Source organism: Plantibacter lichenum (assembly GCF_050587525.1).
Taxonomy (GTDB): Bacteria; Actinomycetota; Actinomycetes; order Actinomycetales; family Microbacteriaceae; genus Plantibacter.
On record NZ_JBOBFT010000019.1, the window covers coordinates 29,268 to 47,297 of the forward strand.

General features: G+C 69.1%; 17 protein-coding genes. 3 read left to right on the plus strand and 14 right to left on the minus strand.

What is annotated here, in order from left to right; all coding sequences use genetic code 11:
- The first annotated feature begins 75 nt into the window (after positions 1 to 75).
- Positions 76 to 1,710: a class I adenylate-forming enzyme family protein gene (locus ACQ3HB_RS19510; protein WP_430922428.1), complete on the plus strand. Its 1,635-nt coding sequence runs from the start codon at positions 76 to 78 to the stop codon at positions 1,708 to 1,710.
- On the opposite strand, the gene ACQ3HB_RS19515 is transcribed toward ACQ3HB_RS19510, so the two are convergent.
- The 8 genes from ACQ3HB_RS19515 to ACQ3HB_RS19550 all read right to left on the minus strand — a co-directional run bounded on the left by ACQ3HB_RS19515 (position 1,707) and on the right by ACQ3HB_RS19550 (position 11,478).
- Positions 1,707 to 2,705, minus strand: coding sequence for a malate dehydrogenase (locus ACQ3HB_RS19515; protein ID WP_430922429.1), 999 nt, complete (start codon positions 2,703 to 2,705; stop codon positions 1,707 to 1,709). The two genes, ACQ3HB_RS19510 and ACQ3HB_RS19515, sit on opposite strands and share 4 nt — an antisense overlap.
- Positions 2,706 to 3,068: 363 nt before the next feature.
- Positions 3,069 to 3,698 carry a DUF4232 domain-containing protein gene (locus ACQ3HB_RS19520; RefSeq protein ID WP_430922431.1) on the minus strand — a complete coding sequence of 210 codons (630 nt, stop codon included), beginning with the start codon at positions 3,696 to 3,698 and terminating at the stop codon, positions 3,069 to 3,071.
- A gap of 76 nt (positions 3,699 to 3,774) precedes the next feature.
- Entirely contained in the window at positions 3,775 to 5,355 is a 1,581-nt protein-coding gene (locus tag ACQ3HB_RS19525) for an SDR family oxidoreductase (RefSeq protein WP_430922433.1), read from the minus strand.
- Between the two features lie 42 nt (positions 5,356 to 5,397).
- Complete coding sequence (locus ACQ3HB_RS19530; RefSeq protein WP_430922435.1) at positions 5,398 to 6,258, minus strand: aldehyde dehydrogenase family protein; 861 nt, start codon at positions 6,256 to 6,258, stop codon at positions 5,398 to 5,400.
- Between the two features lie 61 nt (positions 6,259 to 6,319).
- Complete coding sequence (locus ACQ3HB_RS19535) at positions 6,320 to 7,861, minus strand: aldehyde dehydrogenase family protein (protein ID WP_430922436.1); 1,542 nt, start codon at positions 7,859 to 7,861, stop codon at positions 6,320 to 6,322.
- 9 nt (positions 7,862 to 7,870) lie between these two features.
- Positions 7,871 to 8,902, minus strand: a complete 1,032-nt coding sequence (gene deoC, locus ACQ3HB_RS19540; protein ID WP_430922437.1) for a deoxyribose-phosphate aldolase — start codon at positions 8,900 to 8,902, stop codon at positions 7,871 to 7,873.
- 85 nt (positions 8,903 to 8,987) lie between these two features.
- Positions 8,988 to 9,938, minus strand: a complete 951-nt coding sequence (locus ACQ3HB_RS19545; protein ID WP_430922439.1) for a sugar-binding transcriptional regulator — start codon at positions 9,936 to 9,938, stop codon at positions 8,988 to 8,990.
- Positions 9,939 to 10,230: 292 nt separating this feature from the next.
- A complete protein-coding gene (locus ACQ3HB_RS19550; protein ID WP_430922440.1) occupies positions 10,231 to 11,478 on the minus strand; it encodes an MFS transporter in 1,248 nt (415 codons plus the stop codon).
- 22 nt (positions 11,479 to 11,500) lie between these two features.
- Between ACQ3HB_RS19550 and ACQ3HB_RS19555 the strand changes: the two genes are divergently transcribed.
- Entirely contained in the window at positions 11,501 to 12,157 is a 657-nt protein-coding gene (locus tag ACQ3HB_RS19555) for a maleylpyruvate isomerase family mycothiol-dependent enzyme (RefSeq protein WP_430922442.1), read from the plus strand.
- 60 nt (positions 12,158 to 12,217) lie between these two features.
- Here the strand turns inward: ACQ3HB_RS19555 and ACQ3HB_RS19560 are convergent, their stop codons facing one another.
- From ACQ3HB_RS19560 to ACQ3HB_RS19585, 6 genes are all read right to left on the minus strand, one after another.
- Entirely contained in the window at positions 12,218 to 12,898 is a 681-nt protein-coding gene (locus tag ACQ3HB_RS19560; protein ID WP_430922443.1) for a hypothetical protein, read from the minus strand.
- A gap of 146 nt (positions 12,899 to 13,044) precedes the next feature.
- Positions 13,045 to 13,977: a bifunctional riboflavin kinase/FAD synthetase gene (locus tag ACQ3HB_RS19565; RefSeq protein ID WP_430922485.1), complete on the minus strand. Its 933-nt coding sequence runs from the start codon at positions 13,975 to 13,977 to the stop codon at positions 13,045 to 13,047.
- Positions 13,974 to 14,393: a hypothetical protein gene (locus ACQ3HB_RS19570; protein ID WP_430922444.1), complete on the minus strand. Its 420-nt coding sequence runs from the start codon at positions 14,391 to 14,393 to the stop codon at positions 13,974 to 13,976. Before ACQ3HB_RS19570 ends, ACQ3HB_RS19565 begins: the two co-directional genes overlap by 4 nt.
- Before the next feature lie 98 nt (positions 14,394 to 14,491).
- A complete protein-coding gene (locus ACQ3HB_RS19575) occupies positions 14,492 to 14,860 on the minus strand; it encodes a hypothetical protein (RefSeq protein WP_430922446.1) in 369 nt (122 codons plus the stop codon).
- Positions 14,857 to 15,798: a tRNA pseudouridine(55) synthase TruB gene (gene truB, locus ACQ3HB_RS19580; protein ID WP_430922447.1), complete on the minus strand. Its 942-nt coding sequence runs from the start codon at positions 15,796 to 15,798 to the stop codon at positions 14,857 to 14,859. Before truB ends, ACQ3HB_RS19575 begins: the two co-directional genes overlap by 4 nt.
- A gap of 274 nt (positions 15,799 to 16,072) precedes the next feature.
- The gene (locus ACQ3HB_RS19585; protein ID WP_430922449.1) at positions 16,073 to 16,747 is read right to left on the minus strand and encodes a nucleoside/nucleotide kinase family protein; all 675 of its coding nucleotides are present in this window, start codon (positions 16,745 to 16,747) and stop codon (positions 16,073 to 16,075) included.
- A 224-nt stretch (positions 16,748 to 16,971) separates the two neighbouring features.
- On the opposite strand from ACQ3HB_RS19585, the gene ACQ3HB_RS19590 reads away from it, so the two are divergent.
- Positions 16,972 to 17,835 (plus strand): HhH-GPD family protein, encoded by an 864-nt coding sequence (locus tag ACQ3HB_RS19590; RefSeq protein WP_430922486.1) that lies wholly within the window; start codon positions 16,972 to 16,974, stop codon positions 17,833 to 17,835.
- The last annotated feature ends 195 nt before the right edge of the window (positions 17,836 to 18,030 follow it).

Below are 18,030 nucleotides of genomic sequence, written 5' to 3' on the forward strand. Positions count from 1 at the left end.
TCCCTCAAGAATTGAATCATGATTCAATGAAGTTCGCGACCCCGATCGCACACCCACAACGACGTGAGGAAACCGATGAACCTGACCTGGATGCTCGAGAGCACGACCCGCAAATTCCCGACGAAGGATGCGATCGTCACCGCGGACGGCGACGCGCTGAGCTACGCCGAGCTGCTCGCCGCGTCCCGCAGGGCAGCATCCGTCTTCCGCGACGCGGGCGTCCGACCCGGCGATCGCGTCGGAGTCATGACCTACAACACGCCCGCGTTCGTGATCGCGGCATTCGGGGTGTGGCGGGCCGGCGCGACGCTCGTCCCGATCAACCACAAGCTCACCTCCCCCGAAGTGGCGTACGTCCTCGATCACGCGTCGATCTCGGTCGGCGTCGTCGACGTGGACCTCGCGCAGACCGCGGAGACGGCATCGGCGGCGGCGACATCGGCACAGACACGGGCATCCGGCGTCGCGACCTGGCTCACCACGGCCGATGACGGCACCGGACGCTTCGACGCCCTCGTCACCGATGCTGACGAGTGGGACGGCATCGACGTCGACGAGGACGCCGTCGCCCAGGTGCTCTACACCTCGGGCACGACGAGCAGCCCCAAGGGCTGCCTGCACACCCATCGAGGCCTCGCGACCGTGCCCGCGTACACGACGGCCGCTGTCGGCCTGCAGCGCGACGATCGATTCCTCATCACCATGCCCATCTGGCACGCCTCACCGCTCAACAACTGGTTCCTGTCGATGGTGTTCCTCGGCGGCACGACCGTCCTGTTGAAGGAGTACCACCCCATCCGATTCCTCGAGGTCGTGCAGGAGCAGCGGGTCACCGCGTTCTTCGGCGCACCCATCGCCTACCTCGCACCCATCCAGGTGGCCACGGCGAACGGCATCGAGCTCACCTCGTTCGACCTCTCCTCGGTTCGACTCTGGGCCTACGGAGGCGCACCGCTCGGGGCGGACTCGGTCCGACTCCTGCAGCGGGCCTACGGCTCGGAATCCTTCACCCAGGTCTACGGCATGAGCGAGATGGGTCCCGTCGGCACCGCCCTGTATCCGGAGGAGCAACTGGAGAAGGCCGGCGCGATCGGTGCGGCCGGGATGCCGGGCGTGGACGTCCGCGTGGTGACGGAGGACGGACGCGACGCCGCGGCCGGCGAGGTCGGCGAACTGTGGATGCGCAGCGACACGCGCATGCTCGGGTACCTGGGCGACGACGCGGCGACCGCGGCCGCCTTCGACGGCGACTGGTACCGGACCGGCGACCTCGCGCGGGTCGACGAGGACGGGTACCTGTTCATCGTGGACCGGTTGCGCGATGTCATCATCACGGGCGGCGAGAACGTCTTCTCCCCCGAGGTCGAGGAAGCACTCCGTGCACACCCCGCGATCGCGGACGCGGCCGTCATCGGGCGGCCGCACGCGGACTGGGGCGAGACGATCGTCGCTGTGGTCGTGAGGACCGAGGGAGCGACTGTGGAACTCGACGAGGTGCGTGCGTTCCTCGGCGAGCGCCTGGCGAAGTACAAGATTCCGAGGGACCTCGTGCTCCGCGCATCGCTCCCCCGGACGCCATCCGGCAAGATCACCAAGCACGTGCTCCGTGCGGAACTCGGCGGCGTGCAGCACGGCGGCGTGCAGCCGAGTGCGACTCCGGGCGTGACGGCTGAAGCATCGACCGACGCGCCGCTGTCCAGTCGGGCTTAGGGCAACAAGCCCAGCTCGCGGACGGCGTCACGCTCCTCGACGAGTTCGGCGACGGAGGCATCGATCCGCTCCTGCCAGACCGGTGCGATGTCGAGCCCTTCGACGACCTCCCAGCGACCGCCGACCGAGCGCGCGGGGAACGAGCTCACGAGCCCCTCCGGAACCCCGTACCACCCCTTGGACGGAAGGGCGACCGAGGTCCAGCGATCGGCATTGGCGAGCGTCGCGGTGCCGTTCACCCAGTCGTGCACGTGATCGATGGCCGCGGCGGCCGCTGAGGCTGCCGAGGACGACCCCCGGACGGCGATGATCTCGGCACCGCGCTTCGCGACTCGAGGGATGAACTCCTCGGCGATCCACGACTCGTCGACGAGTTCGAGAGCTGGACGACCTTCGACGGTCGCGTGCGAGAGGTCAGGGACCTGCGTCGCCGAATGGTTGCCCCAGATGATGACGCCGTCGACGTCCTGCACCCGTGCGGCGGTCTTGGCGGCGAGCTGGGCGACGGCACGGTTGTGGTCGAGGCGGGTGAGCGCGGTGAAGCGTTCTGCCGGGACCCCGGCCGCGGATCCGGCGGCGATGAGCGCGTTCGTGTTGGCCGGGTTGCCCACGACGAGCACACGTACGTCGTCCGCGGCGTTCGATCCGATCGCCGCACCCTGCGGCCCGAAGATCTGGCCGTTGGCAGCGAGCAGGTCGGCACGCTCCATGCCCGGCCCACGCGGACGGGCGCCGACGAGGAGGGCGACGTTCGTGCCGTCGAACGCTTCTGCGGCGTCGGTCGAGACGTCGACGCGGTCGAGGAGCGGGAACGCCCCGTCCTGCAGTTCGAGCGCGGTCCCCTCAGCGGCGCCGACACCCTGCGGGATCTCGAGGAGCCGGAGCGAGACGGGCCGGTCGGAGCCGAGCAGCTGCCCGGAAGCGATGCGGAAGAGGAGCGAGTAGCCGATCTGGCCGCCCGCTCCCGTGACGGTGACGACGGTTGAAGTGCCCATGCTCGATGCTATCCCGAGCGGCCGGCCACAAGCGCTCCTCCTGGTCCCTGAGCCCGTCGAAGGGCACACACCACCGACCCCACACGTCGACAAGCTCAGTGACCGGAACAGGAACCCGACAACCGGACCCTGAGCCCGTCGAAGGGCACGCACCGGCACCCCGCACGTCGACAAGCTCAGTGACCGGAACAGGAACCCGACAACCGGACCCTGAGCCCGTCGAAGGGCACACACCACCGACCCCACACTTCGACAAGCTCAGTGACCGGAACAGGAACCCGACAACCGGTCCCTGAGCCTGTCGAAGGGCACACACCACCGACCCCACACGTCGACAAGCTCAGTGACCGGAACCGCGAGCCGTTAGAAGCCCTGCGTCTGCACGGAACCGATGCTCATCCACAGGTCGTCACTCGTGCAGGCCGGAACGCCGGGCGACGCGACGAACACGGCAGTGAAGGAGTGCGGCGGGTAGATGCGGTAGCCATCGCCCGCGACAGGAGCGCAATCGCTCAACGGACCGCCGTCGGTGCCGATGTTGACCGCCCGCAGGACCGCGTGCGCCGCCGCACCCGGTGCGATGTTCACGTCCTCGGGCTCCGCCGCCGAGTCCTGTCGTGCAGGCTTCCCGAGCTCCGTCCCGTTGCCGTCGCCGACGACCGAGACGCCGGGCGTCCCGCGCAGCACGCACGCGCTGGTCCCCGTGTTCGTGAACGCGACGTCGTACGAGATGTTGCCGGCACCGGCGTCGAACTCCGTCACCGTCACGGCGAGCGCACTGTCCGCGCACTGACCGGCCGGCGCATTCGGATCGGCCCCGCCGCCGGCCGAACCCGTGGGCGTCGCCGTCGGAGTCGGGGTCGTCGATACCGATGTGCTCGCGGAGGGCGTCACCGACCCGGCGCCCGTACCGGATCCGCTCGCGCATCCGGCGAGCAGGAGGGCACCGACGATCATCGGCAGGATCAGGGCTGACACTCGGCGTCGTCGCATCGCCCCACGCTAGCGGACGACACCTGTCGCGGAACAGACCGCACCACACAGACCCCGCGGAGCAGAAGCACTCGGGTCAGTGCGTGTCCTGCGCCTCGACCACGGGGCCGCCGCGCTTCGCCTCGGCGTCGTCGACCGCGGCGTGCTCCTCCGCGGACACCGTCTCCATCGCCTTCGACGGCTTCGGGCTCTCCCCGAGCGCGACGGCGGCAGCGGTGATCCGGTTCGCCATCCCGTTGAAGATGATTCCGTGGAAGGGCAGGATCGCCCACCAGTACAGCCGTCCGCCGAGGCCCTTGGGGAAGTAGATCGCTCGCTGGCGGTAGACGGAGCCTCCGTCGACCGGGGTCGCACTCATCTCGAGCCAGGCGAGCCCGGGCAGGCGCATCTCGGCCCGCAGCCTGAGGAGTCGGCCGCGTTCGAGGTGCTCGACCCGCCAGAAGTCGAGTGCATCGCCCGTGCTCAACGTGTGCGGATCGGTTCGACCGCGAGAGAGCCCGACCCCGCCCACGAGCTTGTCCGCCCAGCCGCGCAACGCCCAGGCGAGCGGGAACGAGTACCAGCCGTTGACCCCGCCGATGCTCTCGATGACCGAGAACAGGCTGTCCGCGCTCGACGTCGTCTTGCGTTCGCGCAGGTCCGTGTAGACGGTGTGGCCCGCCCAGTCCGGGTCGCTCGGGAGAGGATCGCTCGGAGCGCCCTCGACGGTCGCGTTCCGCCAACTCGTCTCCACCTCCCCGTCGCGCATGCGCTGCAGCGCGAGTCGGACCGCACGACGATACCCGGTCAGCCCCTCGGTAGGAGGCGGGATGACGGCGTCGATGTCGTGCTCCCGCACGACGCAGTCGACCTGCAGCGATTCGATGATCGGCACCGCCAGCCGACGCGGGATCGGCGTGACGAGGTTCACCCACTGCGAAGCGAGCCACGGCGTGAAGACCGGCAGCGAGGCGATCGGTCGCTGCTTGAGACCGGCCTCGAGCGCGTACCCGTTCATCATCTGTCCGTAGCGGAGCACATCGGGACCGCCGATGTCGAAGGAGCGGTTGACATCGTCCGGCACGTCCGCGCTCTCCACGAGGTAGTAGAGCACGTCCCGCACGGCGATCGGCTGGATGCGGTTCCGCACCCACTTCGGCGCCGGCATGTACGGGAGCACTTCGGTCAGGTGGCGGATCATCTCGAACGAGGTGGACCCGGAGCCGATCACGACCCCTGCCTGCAGGACGATCGTCGGTACGCCTGAGTCCATCAGGATCCGACCGACTTCGGTGCGGGATCGGAGGTGTTTGGAGAGTTTCACGCCGTCGGGGTGCAACCCGCTCAGGTACACGATGCGCTGCACACCCGCTGCTGCGGCACCTGCGGCGACGTGCTCGGCCGCTTCCCGCTCGATGGCTTCGAAGTCGCCCTTCCCGCCCATCGAGTGCACGAGGTAGTAGACGACGTCCATGTCCTCGCACGCCTTCGCGACCGCCTGAGCATCCGCGAGATCGCCCTCGACGACCTCGACGCGATCCCGCCAGGGCACGTCGGTGAGCTTCTGCGGGGAACGGACGAGCACACGGACATCGTGCCCCGCCTCCAGGAGACGGGGCACGAGACGGCCTCCGATGTAGCCGGTTGCTCCGGTGACGAGGACGCGACGAGGTGACATGGGTGCCACGCTACGCCGGGTCGCCGCCTCCGGGCACCGCCTTTACAGCAGCGCTTTCGTGTGCCAGACGGTCTTGACCTCGGTGAACGCGGTGATGCGATCGAGGCTCGCGGGCACGGAGACCGCTCCGCCGTCCGGTCGCAGGACGCGCTTGAGCGTGTCCGCTGCGGCGATCTCGAGGTCGATCCAGTCGAGTGCACCTGCGCCGGCGAGGTCGATCGCGTTGACGTCGGCGTGCGAGGCGAGCCACGGCGCGATCTCGCCCGCGGACCCCGTGAGGATGTTGACGACGCCACCGGGGACGTCGCTCGTCGCGAGCACCTCGGCGAGGCTGATCGCGGACAGCGGCAGACTCTCCGATGCGACGACGACGACCGTGTTGCCGGCGACGAGCGCGGGGGCGACGACGCTCACGAGGCCGAGCAGGGACGAACCCTGCGGAGCGACGATCGCGACGACGCCGGTCGGCTCGGGGACGGAGAGGTTGAAGTACGGTCCGGAGACGGGGTTCGCCCCGCCCACGACCTGGGTGTACTTGTCGGCCCAACCTGCGTACCAGACCCACAGGTCGATCGCCGCGTCCACCTGTTTCGCCGCTGCGGCAGTGGAGACGCCCTCGGCATCGACGATCTCGTCGACGAACTGCGCGCGGCGCCCTTCGAGGAGTTCGGCGATGCGATAGAGCACCTGACCGCGGTTGTAGGCGGTGGCGCCGGACCAGCCGGAGACGGCTGCGCGCGCTGCGACGACCGCGTCACGGGCATCCTTCCGCGAGGCCTGTGCGGCGTTCGCGAGGAACGCGCCCTTCGTGGAGGTCACCTCGTACGTCCTTCCGGATTCGCTGCGGGGGAACTTGCCTCCGATGTAGAGCTTGTACCTTTTCGGAATGGCGAGACGCGTCATGCGCGCGCTCCCTTCATATTCAAGGTCTTGTCCTTCACCGGAAACAGCATGGCGAGACGCGTCATGCGCGTGCTCCCTTCTTGCTGGAGGAGCTGGAGGACTTGCCTGCCGGCTTCGAGTCAGCAGCTGCGACGGCCGCTGGAGCGCTGGTGATCGACGAGCTCGGGCCGGCCGGAGCGAGGTACGCGCCGAGGCCGTGACGACCGCCTTCGCGCCCGTAGCCGGACTCCTGGTAGCCGCCGAAGGGGCTCGCGGGGTCGAAGCGGTTGAACGTGTTCGCCCAGATGACACCGGCGCGGAGTTTGTCGGCGACGGCGAGGATGCGGCTGCCCTTGTCGCTCCAGATGCCCGCGGACAGGCCGTATGGCGTGTTGTTGGCTTTCGCGATGGCCTCAGCCGGGGTCCGGAAGGACAGGACGGAGAGGACGGGTCCGAAGATCTCGTCGCGGGCGATGCGGTGGCTCGTCGACACGTTCGTGAAGATCGTGGGCGGGAACCAGAAGCCGTTCTCCGGCAGATCGCACGAGGGGCTCCAACGCTCGGCGCCTTCGACTTCCCCGATGTCGCTGAGCTCGCGGATGCGTGCCAACTGTGCGGCCGAGTTGATGGCGCCGACGTCGGTGTTCTTGTCGAGCGGGTCACCGACGCGCAGGGTTTCGAGGCGGCGCTTCAGTCGGTCCACGACCTCGTCGTGGATGCTCTCCTGCACGAGGAGGCGGGATCCGGCGCAGCACACGTGGCCCTGGTTGAAGAAGATGCCGTTGACGATGCCCTCGATCGCCTGGTCGATGGGCGCGTCGTCGAAGACGATGTTCGCCGCCTTGCCGCCGAGTTCGAGCGTCGCACGCTTGTCGGTTCCGGCGATGGCCTTCGCGATCTCGCGACCGACGCCCGTCGAGCCCGTGAACGCGACCTTGTTGACATCGGGGTGACGGACGATCGAGGCGCCCGTCGCACCGGCACCGGTGAGGATGTTGACGACACCGGCGGGGAGCTCCGCCTGCTGGAGGATCTCGGCGAAGATGAGCGCCGTGAGCGGCGTCGTCTCAGCGGGCTTGATGACGACCGTGTTCCCTGCTGCGAGCGCGGGAGCGACCTTCCAGGCGAGCATGAGCAGTGGGAAGTTCCACGGGATGACCTGCCCGGCCACACCGAGCGCCCGCGGGTTCGCGCCGAGGCCGGCGTAGTCGAGCTTGTCGGCCCACCCCGCGTAGTAGAAGAACCATGCGGCGACGAGCGGCACGTCGACGTCGCGGCTCTCCTTGATGGGCTTGCCGTTGTCGAGGCTCTCGGCCACGGCGAGCTCGCGAGCGCGTTCCTGGACGAGGCGCGCGATGCGGAAGAGGTACTTGCCGCGGTCGGCCCCGGACATCTTCGACCACACACGGTCGTAGGCGCGGCGGGCGGCGACCACGGCGCGATCGACATCGGCTTCGCTCGCGGCGGAGACGGTGGCGATGTGCTGCTCGGTCGAGGGGGAGATCGTGGCGAAGGTGCCGCCCGTGCCTTCGACGAACTCGCCGTCGATGAAGAGCCCGTACTCCTTGCGGAGGTTCAGGACGGCGGTGGACTCTGGTGCTGGTGCGTATTCGAGAAAGCTCATGGTGGGGTCCTAGTCGATGGTCACGTAGTCGGCGCCGGAGTAGTGCCCGGTGGAGAGTTTCTGCCGCTGGAGCAGGACGTCGTTGAGGAGGCTGGACGCCCCGAAGCGGAACAGGTGCGGCTGGAGCCACTCCTCCCCCACGGTCTCAGCGACGGTCACGAGGTATTTGATCGCATCCTTCGAGGAGCGGATGCCACCGGCCGGCTTCACGCCGATCTGCTCGCCCGTGAGGCGGTGCCAGTCCCGGACGACCTCGAGCATGAGCAGGGTGACGGGGAGCGTCGCGGCCGGGGCGACCTTGCCTGTCGACGTCTTGATGAAGTCGCCGCCCGCGAGGATCGCGAGCCAGGAGGCGCGCTTGACGTTGTCGTAGGTGTTCAGTTCACCGGTCTCGAGGATGACCTTGAGGTGGGCGGACGTGCCGTCGGGACGGCGGCAGGCGTCCTTCACGGCGACGATCTCGTCGAAGACCTGCCCGAAGCGACCGGAGAGGAACGCGCCTCGGTCGATCACCATGTCGATCTCATCCGCGCCGGCCTGGACGGCATCGGTCGTGTCGGCGAGCTTCACGGCGAGTGATGCGCGGCCGGACGGGAACGCGGTGGCGACGGCGGCGACGTTGATCCCAGCCGCTTCACCGGCTGCAGCATGCGCGCCCGGCTGCGTGTGGGCGGCGCCGAGGGCGTCGATCGCCACGGGCACCATGTCGCCGTAGACGCAGACGGCGGCGACGCGGGGCGTACCTGCGTCGCCCGCATCGGGCGTGATCGCCTTCGCGACGAGTGAGCGCACCTTGCCCGGGGTGTCGGCGCCCTCGAGGGTCGTGAGGTCGATGAGCTTGATGATCGTGTCGAGGGCCCAGGCCTTCGACGTCGTCTTGATCGAGCGCGTCCCGAGGTCTGCGGCCCGCTGCTCCAGGCCGACGGCGTCGACGCCCGACAGGCCGTCGAGGTACCGGCGGAGGCTGGCGTCCGTGACGGGGCCGTCGAAGCGTTCGAGCGTCGTGTGCTTCGCCACGAGTGCTCCTGGTGGTGTCGTCATGCTGTGGTCCTTCCGAGCGCTGCGTGCTCCGGGTGGTGGGGTGTTCGAGTCTGGGGGAAGTCCGTGGGGTGAGGCCGTCGTGCCGTCACGATTCGGTTCCGTCCGCGAGAAGCGCTGTCGCAGTCCGCTCGTCGGTCACGAGGACCGTGCAGAGACCGCTGCCGACGACGGCCCGAGCGATCGCGTGCTTCTCGGCGCCGGCGATCACCGCGATGCTCGTCTCTGCGGCGCGCAGGGCTTCGAGGCCGAGTCCGACCGTGCGGTCGTCGAGCGACGGGTCCACGATCATGCCCTCCGCGTCGATGTACCGGCCCACGACATCGCCCACCGCGCCACGCGCCACGAGGACCTCGACGTCCTTCGGGGTGAGGTAGCCGCTGTTGACGAGCGCGGAGTCCGGGCCTGCGACCCCGGCGCCGTACAGGTAGGCGTTGGCGTTGGCGGCCGCGGAGAGGACTTCGGCGACCGTGCGGTCGGACTCGATGCTCAGCTTCGTTTCGAGGCGCTCGAGGATGGCGGGGCTCGGCAGGAGTCGGACCTCGCCCGATGCCTTGTCGGCGATCCGCGCGGCCGTTGCGGCAGCCGTCCCGAGTCGTTGGTTGAGGCTGACGCCGCCGTTGATCTGGACGACCGTGATGCCGGAGGCCCAACCGTCTGCGAGGTGGTCTGCGACGTCGCGGAGCGTGCGACCCCAGCTGACGCCGAGGGTCCGCGGAACAGGGCGGAGCGCGCTCAGATAGTCGGCGGCTGCGCGCGAGACGCGTTCGTTGAGCTCGGCCTGGGAGTTCGCAGCGGGGACGACGACGGCGTCCTTCAGTCCGAACCGCTCCCGCAGGGAGCGTTCGAGCGGGAGCCGACGTGCACGGGGATGGACGATCTCGATGCGGATGTACCCGAGTTCGCGGGCCTGGGCGAGGAGGCGTCCGACCTTCCATCGGGTGATGCCGAGGAGACCGCCGATCTCGTCCTGCGTCTTCGTCTCGTCGTAGTAGAGCTCCGCGGCGCGGACGGCGAGCAGTTCGTCGCTCTCGATCACGTGCTGTCTCCCTCGTGCGCTGGTGGGTCGGTGCGGCTGCTTGGTGCTGCTGGCGCCGCCCGACGAGACCAGCCTAGGCCGGTCGATCGCCCATCATCAACGTTCGTTGCCTCTACTGCTCATATGAGCATGGCCGTCCGAGAACACCGCGCATCTGCGCACCCGGCAGCGCGATGCGCTCGCGCGAGCGCGCCCCGACGCCGTGAGCGCGGGTCGGAACCACCCCGCGCTCACGCGAGCGCATCGCGCTCAGCCGCTCTCGGGGCGGGTGCAGTCGGGCTGCCCGACCTGGTCAGCGGTCGCGCGGATGACGGCGAGCGCGTGCCGCGAGATCGGCCTCGATCGTCGTCGGCTTGCCGACGAGCACACCCGCGAACGCGCACGCGACCCCCGTCACCGTGAGGAACAGCAGCGGGATCGTCCATCCGCCCGTGACCTCGTGGAGCAGGCTCACGAGGAGCGGACCCGCCGCACCGATCGTGTACCCGGCGCTCTGCACGAAGCCGCTGAGCGCGACTGCTCCGTCACGGGTCGCGGTGCGCAGATTGATGAGGATGAGCGCGAGCGGGAAGAGCAGCGGTCCGAGCCCGATGAACGCGACCCACAGCCAGGTGAGGGTCGTCGGCCAGAGGATGAGGCCGCCGTAGCCGAGGAGGAAGCACACGCTCGCGATGTACACGAGCACGCCGACGTTCCGCATCTTCGAGACGAGGACGGGGATGAGGAGGCTCGCGGGCACGCCCATCGCAGCCATGAGCGAGAGCAGGATGCCGGCCTCGGACGCCGAAACGTGCGAGACGTCACGGAGGATCTGCGGCAACCAGGCGAACATCGCATACGCGTTGAGCGCGGAGGTCGCGAAGACGGCGGCGACCGCCCAGGCGATCGGCGAGTGGTGGACGAGCACGCGGTCCGCCGGGCTCGCCTCGTCGAGGTCGGGGTCGGCGAGGCGCTTCCGCTTGCGCTCCTGCAGGAGCAGCGTGAGCCACGGGAACACGGCGAGGACGCCGAGGACGCCCCACAGGCCGAGCGACAGGTGCCACGAAGTCGCGTCGGCGACAGGCACGGCGATGAGCGGCGGGATGAACGTGCTGAACGACATCACCGTCGCGTACAGCGAGGTCACGAGGCCGACTCGGTCGGGGAAGTACTTCTTCACGAGCGGGGGCAGGACGACGTTGCCGATGCCGATGCCCGCGAAACAGGCGGCGCTGCCGAGCGCGAGGACCACGAAGTTCGGAGCGGCCGCGCGGATGAAGTGCCCGGCGACGAGCGTGAGCAGCGCGATGACGAGCACCGGTTCGAGGCTCAACCGCCGCACCATCCTGGGCGTGAACACACCGAACAGAGCGAAGCACAGGGGCGGCAGCATGCCGAGGAGACCGAGTCCGAGGGACCCCACGCCGATGTCGCCGTCGATCTCCGCGAAGATCGGCGAGAGGGCGGCGACCGCCGTTCTCAGGTTGCCTGCGACGAGCAGGACGCCGAGGAGTGCGAGGGTCCGGCCCCGCCACAGGGACGGGACACCAGTACGCTTCACCGATCCAGTCTAGGCTGACCCCATGGGATCGACTGCCACGGTGCGCGGTTCCGAGATCGCCGAGGTGCTCGGTGCTCTCGGCGACATCCTCGCTGCCGCTCCGCCCCGGGTCTGGGAACTGCCGAGCCTGTGCGAGGGCTGGCGGGTCAAGGACGCGCTCGCCCACCTGGTCTGGCGGGTCGGGACACCGTCACTCGAGTTCGCCGGCGACATCGTCCGGGAGAGTGTGCGGAAACGCCACCTCAACCCGATGAACTCGATGGACGGCATCGCTCTCGAGCTCGCGGCGGCCCACAGCACCTCGGAGCTGCTCGCGATGCTGCGCACGACCGAGGCCGACAAGCGTGCGGGTCGTGGCCGAACCAATGCGGGTGAGCTCACCGAGTCGGTCGTGCACGGGTACGACATCGCGCACCCGTTCGCCCATCTGCCCGTCGCCCCGGACGTCACGCACCGGGTCGCTCAAGCTGGTCTCGTGATGGCGCCGCGTCGTGTGCGGTTGACGGTCCGACACCGCACGCTCGTCGCCTCGGACGCCGGCTGGTCCATCGGCGACGGTCCTGACCTCGAGGCGACCGCTGAGACGATCGTCCTCTTCATCTTCGGCAGGCGTGCCATCGACGACGGCTACACCCGCGTGCTCGCCCCGGGCCCCGCTCCTGCTCCCAAACTCGCCTGAGCCACTCAAGCGAGCTTGGGAGCAGGACCATCACGCGGCTGGCTCGACCAAACGAACCCGCTAGACGCCCCAGTTCCCGGACGGTGCGATCATCCGGGCGACCGGACCATCGGTCACGCCGACGAGGGCGACCGCGAATGACGGCTTGTCGCCGTAGTCCGCGTTCAGGGGCAACAACGCGACATCCACGCGCACGGAGAGTTCGCCGTTGTTCGGGTTGCGGAAGAGACCGTCCGGATGTCCTTCGGCGAGCGGCTCTGCCGCGTCTCCGACGGCGATGCCGTCGACCGTCTCAACGCGGACTCCATTCACATCCGCGGTGTCCCAGAACGCAGCGAGAGCGGGCGAATACGGCTCGGCCTGTTCGACGTCGCGATCCACGATCGCGAAGCCGCCCCAGGTGTAGCGCGTGCCTGACGGCGTCTCGTTCCCACCCGCATCCGGAGTCACGACGGGTTCGGCCTTGAACGCCTTCGTGAGCGCCGCGACCATGTCCGTGGCCGGATCGAAGTACCGCACCGAGGCGATCGTCGAGCCGTCCTCCGCGACGACGTCGACCGTCTGCGAGTGGACGACGACGCGCGATGCGACCGCGTCGGCCGGAGTCGGCGTCGGAGTAGCACTGGGCGCTGCGGCCGTCTTCGTCGGCGACGCACTCGGTGCGGCCGCCTGCGGCGCGCAGCCGGTCAGGAGAGCGAGGCCGGCGATGATCGCAGGCAGGACGAAACGACGTGAACGCATGTGAGATTCCCCCGTGAAGCGCTGCGCCCTTCGCGCAGCTGCCGCCAGCATATCGGGCTGATCGACCGCCTTGGTGCAGCCACACCAGTACCCCAACCCCGAGCGCTTCCGGATTGGCCTGGGGATGCTCAGCGGACCAGGAGTGCTCAGGAGAGCGTTCGACGCACTCGTTCCACATCATCGGTCATCTGCACGATGAGCGGCTCGATGCCCGTGAACGCGACCATGCCGCGGATGCGTTCCACGAAGGACACCTCGACCTCGTCGTCGTACAGGTCGAGCTCGGTCTCGTCGAGCACGTACGCCTCGACCTGCTTCTGCGGAACACCGTCGAACGTCGGGTTGTTACCGACCGAGATGGCGGCGGGCAGCTGCTTGCCCTTCCAGGTGAGCCAGCCCGCGTACACGCCGTCGGCGGGGATGAGCCCCTGCGACTCCGGCGAGAGGTTGGCGGTCGGGAACCCGAGCTCTCGCCCGCGCTTCGCACCGTGCACAACGATGCCGCGCACAGCCGGCGGACGCCCGAGGAGCCGTGCGGCCTCAGCGACGGCGCCTTCGCCCAGCAGCTCGCGGATCCACGTCGACGACACACGACGACCGTTGGCCGGCCGGACGTCGGGGATGGTGCGGACGGAGAAGCCGTAGACCTCACCGAGCGATTCGAGCGTCCGGACGTCGCCGGCCCCTCGATGTCCGAACCGGAAGTCCTCCCCCACGAGCACGATCCTCGCGTGCAGGGCGCCGACGAGGATCGTGGTGACGAACTCCTCCGGCGTGAGCTGGGCGAGAGCGTTGTCGAACCGGAGCAGGAGCGTCGCGTCGACGCCGGTCTCGGCGAGCAGCGACAGCTTCTGCGGGTTGCTCACGAGGGAGGCTGGACACGCATCCGGGGCGATGAGGCTCAGCGGGTTGCGGTCGAACGAGACGGCGGCCGAGGTGAGGTCCCGGTCGGACGCCTCCTGCAACAGGGCGGCGATGACGGCCCGGTGCCCGGCGTGGACACCGTCGAACTTGCCGATCGTGACGGCGGAGGGCCCGAAATCGTCCGGGATCTCGTCGAGCTCGGTGAAGGTGATCATGCCGTGCGGCGCCGATGCTTCGACAACCACCAGAGGCCGAGGATCGGCAGCACGAGCGGGATGAACACGTAGCCGCGCCCGAAGTAGGACCACACGGTGTCGTGCGGGAAGAGGCTCGCGTCGAAGAGGCTCAGGAAGCCGACGACGAGCACCCCGACGAGTTCGAACGAGATCGCGATCCACGCGACCTTGTACCAGACGTCCCCTCGGGCGACGAGCGAGACGGTCGCGACGATGTACACGACCGCGGCGAGTGCTGACAGCACGTACGCGACGGGCGCCTCATCGAATTTCGTTGCGATCTGGAAGAACGAGCGCCCGGTCGCGGCCAGGGCGAGGATGCCGTAGACGGCGACGAGCACCACGCCGATACCACTCAGACGAGGACGGGCGGGAGCAGTTGACGTGTCAGCCATAACCTGTCGATTCTATGCGACCGGGAGGGGCGGCCGGTCCCCGTGTGACGTTGCACGTGCGAGAGCATCGAGCCGCTCCGAACGATCCGCGGTCGTGTTCACGCTCCCTGCACCGTCCAGATCTGCAGCATCCGGTACAGCATGACCGCGACGGCGAGGCACACGACCCCGAGGACGACGGTGCTCCAGCGGCTCCGGTCGACGAGCGCCCAGAATCCGCCGGCGAGCGGCAGGATGATTGCGGACACGAGATACACGTAGAACTCCGGCACGCTCCCCGTGGCCGCGTTGCCGAACGCCGGGGCGGCGATCGCGACGACGAGCTGGGCGATGAGGAGGACCTCGACGAGCGCGGTCGCCCCCATCGTGAGGTCGTTCGGCACTCGTCCGGCGAGACCGAGGACCACGCAGAGGAGCCCGGCGAGGACGGCGACGGCGATCTGCGCGAATGCGAACCACTCGATCATGCTGCGCCCTCCTCGATCGGGAAGTTGACGACGGACTTGAGCGTCCCACCGCGGGCTTCGACGAGTCCGACGAGTCGGCCGTCGGGGGCGACTGCAGCGATCGGACCGGTGTGGCCCTCGGGCAGCGGCCTGGACAGCCGTTTGCCGTGGCCGAGGTCGATCGTCTCCTGCGGGGTGAGTTCGATGGCGCCGAAGAGCGCGGTCGCGACGGCTGTCGGCGTGTGGAGCGATGCCACGGGGTCGAGCTCCTCGAGCGCCGAGGCGTCCTCGATGCGGAACGGACCGATGCGGGTGCGACGGAGCGCCGTGAGGTGCCCGCCCGTCCCGAGGGAACGTCCGAGGTCGCGCGCGAGGGCGCGGATGTAGGTGCCGGAGGAGCAGACGACGCGCACGTCGACGTCGAGCAGCTCTCCGTCGCGGCGGATGTCGAGCACATCGAATGCGCTCACGGTCACGGCGCGGGACTTCAATGTGACCTCGACGCCTTCGCGAGCGAGCGCGTACGCCCGTTTCCCGTCGACCTTGATGGCGCTCACGGTGCTCGGGATCTGTTCGATGTCGCCCGTCAGCGGCGCGATGCCGGCCCGGATGGCCGCTTCCGTGACTGCGGCGGTGATGGATGCGTCCGCGGTGACGGTCACATCGCCTTCCGCGTCGTCGGTCGACGTCTCCTGGCCGAGCCGGATCGTGGCGAAGTACTCCTTGTCGAGCCCGACCACGAACGTCAGCAACCGCGTGGCCGACCGCGTCCCGAGGACGAGCAGGCCGGTCGCCATGGGGTCGAGCGTGCCGGCGTGGCCCACTTTGCGGGTGCCGGCGAGGCGACGGACGCGGGCGACCGCATCGTGACTCGTGAAGCCTTGCGGCTTGTCGATCAGGAGGATTCCGGGTGCCGTCGTCTGCGACACGCTTCCGCCGACCGTACGTTCATCTGCCACCAGGCAACGGTACCAGCCACCGGGTGCCGCCCCCGGTCCACGGCACTGCCTCCCCTCCTCGATGAACCGTTCCCCGAGCCAGTCGAAGGGCACTGGAGCACAACTCCTTCGATCCGGTGCTCCGAGCTGCTCGCATGCCCGGAATTCCGGGACTGCCGGTCGGCACCGAGTCAGAATCGAAGGAGTTGTGCTCGATGGGCTCCACACTTCGACAAGCTCAGTGACCGGGCGCAGCCCAGTGACCGGGCGATGGACCCACGGACACGGCCCGAACTCAACACGAGTCGGCGAAGATCCGCTTCGGGTGGTCCTCGTCGCTGTTGTCGACGAGTGCGCCCGCGAAGCGGCGGGGGTCGTCGTCGGCCTGGTAGAGCCGCTGCCCGCCCACGTACCGGGCGTTCGACGCCGCATACGGGTCCGCGTCGACGCCCAGTCGTTCATGGAGCCGCGCATAGGCGATCTCGAGCGGCACCTCGAGCCACACGGAGGAGTGCCAGATGCCGCGGATCTCGGGCCGGTGGAGGAACACACCGTCGACGATGAGGACGGCGTCCTGTGGCGCCGTCGTCCAGCGGGCCTGCGCCTCCGTGTTCCGTCGCTCGTCGAAGCCGACGAGCTGGAACCCCGCACTGCCGCCGAGACGGAAGGGTTCGACGAGGACGCGACGGAAGAGTGAGTAGTCGAAGGAGTCGAGGAAGTACCCCTCGGCGGAGTCTCGACCGCGGGCGTACCGGACCTCGCGGGGTTTGTGGAAGTCGTCGATCGAGGCTCGGTAGACGGCTCGGCCGGTCTCGCGGAGCACGTCGGCGAGACCGTCGGCGAACTCCTTCGTGCCGGACCCGCTCACACCGTCGACGGCCAGCATGATGCGCCCGACGGGGTAGTGCCTGGTGATGTCGCTGCCCACGGTGCGGAGCAGTTCGACGCGCGGCGTGTTCACGAGTCTCATGTCCCGAGCCTACTCCGGGCCGGAGCGACCGTCCCGGTGAGCAGCACGCCGGTGAGCGACACCTGTCCAGACCCTCGTAGGCTTGATCCGTGCACACCGATCCAGACGCCCAGCCGATCGATGCGCGCCACGCCTCCGAAGCGGCTTCACCTTCCGAAGCGGCTTCACCCTCCGAAGCGACGCCTCCTCCCGAAGCCGCGGACCTCGACGCGTTCGCTGGCCCCATCGCCCCGCTCGTCAACGACTGGTTCCGCGAGAATGCCCGCGACCTGCCCTGGCGGAGGCCCGGGTTCCCCGCGTGGGGCACGCTCGTGAGCGAGTTCATGCTCCAGCAGACGCAGGTGAGCCGTGTCATCCCCCGCCTCGAGGAGTGGCTCGACCGATGGCCGACGCCAGCCGACCTGGCCGCCGTTCCGCCCGCCGAGGCCGTCCGCGCCTGGGGCCGACTCGGCTACCCGCGTCGTGCGCTCTGGCTGCACGCCGCCGCGACCCAGATCACCGAACGGTTCGGCGGCGTCGTGCCGGACGACGTCGACGACCTCCTCTCGCTCACCGGCATCGGCGACTACACGGCCAGAGCCGTCGCGACGTTCGCGTACGGCAGACGGCATCCGGTCGTCGACACGAACATCCGCCGCGTCATCGCCAGAGCGCTCGACGGAGACGCGGAACCGGGGCCGCCGAACGCCAAACGCGACCTCCCCGCGATGGAAGCGCTCCTCCCCGAGGACGTCGCGGAGGCGGCGGTGTTCAACGCGGGGTTGATGGAGATCGGCGCGATCGTCTGCACCTCGCGTTCGCCGCTCTGCGAGCAGTGCCCGCTCGTCGACCGGTGCGCGTGGCGCGCCGCCGGCTACCCCGAGTACACGGGACCGGTGAAGGCCAAGCAGAAGGCGTTCGCGGGCAGCGACCGACAGGTCCGGGGCCTCGTGATGGCGGAACTGCGATCGACGCACCGCCCCGTCCCCGAGACGGAACTGGCCACGGTCTGGGGCGATGCCGAACAGCTCACGCGCGCCATCGCGGGGCTCGTCTCCGACGGTCTCGCCGTCCGCTCCCCCGACGGCTACGCGCTCCCCCACGAGTAGTCGAGGTCACAGCCCTTCGACAGGCTCAGGGACCGGAGTCCGGGACGCTCGGCCCACCAACCACCACCGGTCACTGAGCCTGTCGAAGTGCCGACGCTGACCCCCTTCGACAGGCTCAGGCACCGGAGTCCGGGGCGCTCGGCCCACCAACCGCCGGACGCTGAGCCTGTCGAAGCGCCAACACAGAAGCCCCGC

Excerpts from the sequence above, each read along its gene's own strand:
- ACQ3HB_RS19525 (WP_430922433.1), bottom strand. The coding sequence starts at position 5,355 with ATGTCACCTCGTCGCGTCCTCGTCACCGGAGCAACCGGCTACATCGGA.
- ACQ3HB_RS19560 (WP_430922443.1), bottom strand. The coding sequence starts at position 12,898 with ATGCGTTCACGTCGTTTCGTCCTGCCTGCGATCATCGCCGGCCTCGCT.
- ACQ3HB_RS19575 (WP_430922446.1), bottom strand. The coding sequence starts at position 14,860 with ATGATCGAGTGGTTCGCATTCGCGCAGATCGCCGTCGCCGTCCTCGCC.
- ACQ3HB_RS19535 (WP_430922436.1), bottom strand. The coding sequence starts at position 7,861 with ATGAGCTTTCTCGAATACGCACCAGCACCAGAGTCCACCGCCGTCCTG.
- ACQ3HB_RS19570 (WP_430922444.1), bottom strand. The coding sequence starts at position 14,393 with ATGGCTGACACGTCAACTGCTCCCGCCCGTCCTCGTCTGAGTGGTATC.
- deoC (WP_430922437.1), bottom strand. The coding sequence starts at position 8,902 with ATGACGACACCACCAGGAGCACTCGTGGCGAAGCACACGACGCTCGAA.
- ACQ3HB_RS19555 (WP_430922442.1), top strand. The coding sequence starts at position 11,501 with ATGGGATCGACTGCCACGGTGCGCGGTTCCGAGATCGCCGAGGTGCTC.
- ACQ3HB_RS19565 (WP_430922485.1), bottom strand. The coding sequence starts at position 13,977 with ATGATCACCTTCACCGAGCTCGACGAGATCCCGGACGATTTCGGGCCC.
- ACQ3HB_RS19510 (WP_430922428.1), top strand. The coding sequence starts at position 76 with ATGAACCTGACCTGGATGCTCGAGAGCACGACCCGCAAATTCCCGACG.
- ACQ3HB_RS19515 (WP_430922429.1), bottom strand. The coding sequence starts at position 2,705 with ATGGGCACTTCAACCGTCGTCACCGTCACGGGAGCGGGCGGCCAGATC.
- ACQ3HB_RS19585 (WP_430922449.1), bottom strand. The coding sequence starts at position 16,747 with ATGAGACTCGTGAACACGCCGCGCGTCGAACTGCTCCGCACCGTGGGC.
- ACQ3HB_RS19520 (WP_430922431.1), bottom strand. The coding sequence starts at position 3,698 with ATGCGACGACGCCGAGTGTCAGCCCTGATCCTGCCGATGATCGTCGGT.
- ACQ3HB_RS19530 (WP_430922435.1), bottom strand. The coding sequence starts at position 6,258 with ATGACGCGTCTCGCCATTCCGAAAAGGTACAAGCTCTACATCGGAGGC.